At 75.3% G+C, this 1480-nt stretch carries 1 protein-coding gene; it reads right to left on the bottom strand.

The genetic code is table 11. The features are described from left to right. Nucleotides 1–84: 84 nt before the first annotated feature. Nucleotides 85–1389 carry a M18 family aminopeptidase gene (locus HCN52_RS24400; protein WP_168090583.1) on the bottom strand — a complete coding sequence of 435 codons (1305 nt, stop codon included), beginning with the start codon at nucleotides 1387–1389 and terminating at the stop codon, nucleotides 85–87. Nucleotides 1390–1480 lie beyond the last annotated feature (91 nt).

Below are 1480 nucleotides of genomic sequence, written 5' to 3'. Positions count from 1 at the left end.
CGCCGCCCCCACGAGCGGGGGCGGCGGGCGGCGGGCGGACCCCGTCTGGCGGCGGGCTGGCGGTGGTGGCGCGGCCCGCCCGTGTCAGGTCGCGAGGAACGCGGTCAGCGCGTTGGCCAGCAGGTAGGGGTCCTCGGCGCCGCACAGTTCGCGCGCCGAGTGCATCGAGAGGATGGCCACGCCGATGTCGACGGTGCTGATGCCGTGCCGCGCGGCGGTGATCGGACCGATGGTGGTGCCGCAGGGCATCGCGTTGTTGGAGACGAACGTCTGCCACGGCACCGACGCCCGCTCGCACGCCTCGGTGAAGACGGCGCGGCCGCTGCCGTCGGTGGCGTAGCGCTGGTTGACGTTGACCTTGAGGATCGGCCCGCCGTTGACGCGCGGCTGGTGGCCGGGGTCGTGCCGCTCCGCGTAGTTGGGGTGGACGGCGTGGCCGGTGTCGGAGGAGAGGCAGACGGAGCCGGCGTAGGCCCGGGCGCGGTCCTCGGCGGAGCCGCCCCGCGACAGCACGGACCGCTCCAGGACGTTGCCGAGCAGCGGGCCCTCGGCACCGGTGTCCGACTGGCTGCCGTTCTCCTCGTGGTCGAAGGCGGCCAGGACCGGAATGTGCGGCAGCGTCAGGTCGCCGGCGTCGGCGCGGCCGGCGAGCGCGGCGAGCGCCTCGGTGGCGGCGTGCACCGAGAGCAGGTTGTCCATCCGCGGCCCGGCGAGCAGTTCGCGGTCCTTGCCGAGGTAGGCGGGCGGCTCGACGCTGTGGACCATCAGGTCCCAGCCGGTCACGTCCGCGGCCTCGACGCCCGCTTCCGCGGCGAGGAACGCGATGAGTTCGCCCTCGGTCGGCGTCCCGGTGCCCCAGACCGGCTGCATGTGCTGCTGCCGGTCGAGCTTGAGGCCGTCGTTGACCTGGCGGTCGAGATGGATGGCGAGCTGCGGGACCCGCAGCAGCGGCCGGTCGACGTTGACGAGGACGCAGTCGCCGCCGCGCAGCGTCAGGCGGCCTGCCAGACCGAGGTCGCGGTCGAGCCAGGTGTTGAGGAGGGTGCCGCCGTAGATCTCGACGGCGACCTGCTTCCAGCCGTGGCGGCCGGCGTCGGGCAGCGGCTTCACCCGCAGGTTCGGCGAGTCGGTGTGTGCGCCGGCGATGCGGAACGGCGTCGCGGGCGTGGCGCCCTCCGGCACGTACCAGGCGATGATCGCGCCGCCCCGCAGCACGAAGCGTCCGCCGCTGTCGCCGTCCCACGCGTCGGTCTCCCGCAGCTCGCGGAAGCCGGCCTCGACGAGCCGCTCCGCGGCGGTGGCCACGGCGTGGTACGGCGAGGGGGAGGCGGACAGGAACGTCAGCAGGCCGTCGGTGTGGTCAGGGCCGAAGGTCGGTAGCGCGCTCATGCGGGCCAGCATACGGAGGGGCGAGCGGCGTGGCCGCTCCCGGTCCGGCGCGGCCCGTCACCGGCGGCCCCGCGCCGGCGCGGGGCCGCCC

The organism is Streptomyces bohaiensis (assembly GCF_012033785.1).
In the GTDB taxonomy this organism is placed as follows: Bacteria; Actinomycetota; Actinomycetes; order Streptomycetales; family Streptomycetaceae; genus Streptomyces; species Streptomyces bohaiensis.
Note: the sequence above shows the minus strand (reverse complement) of the source record. Positions and strands in the feature narration are given on the sequence as shown.

Excerpts from the sequence above, each read along its gene's own strand:
- HCN52_RS24400 (WP_168090583.1), bottom strand. The coding sequence starts at position 1,389 with ATGAGCGCGCTACCGACCTTCGGCCCTGACCACACCGACGGCCTGCTG.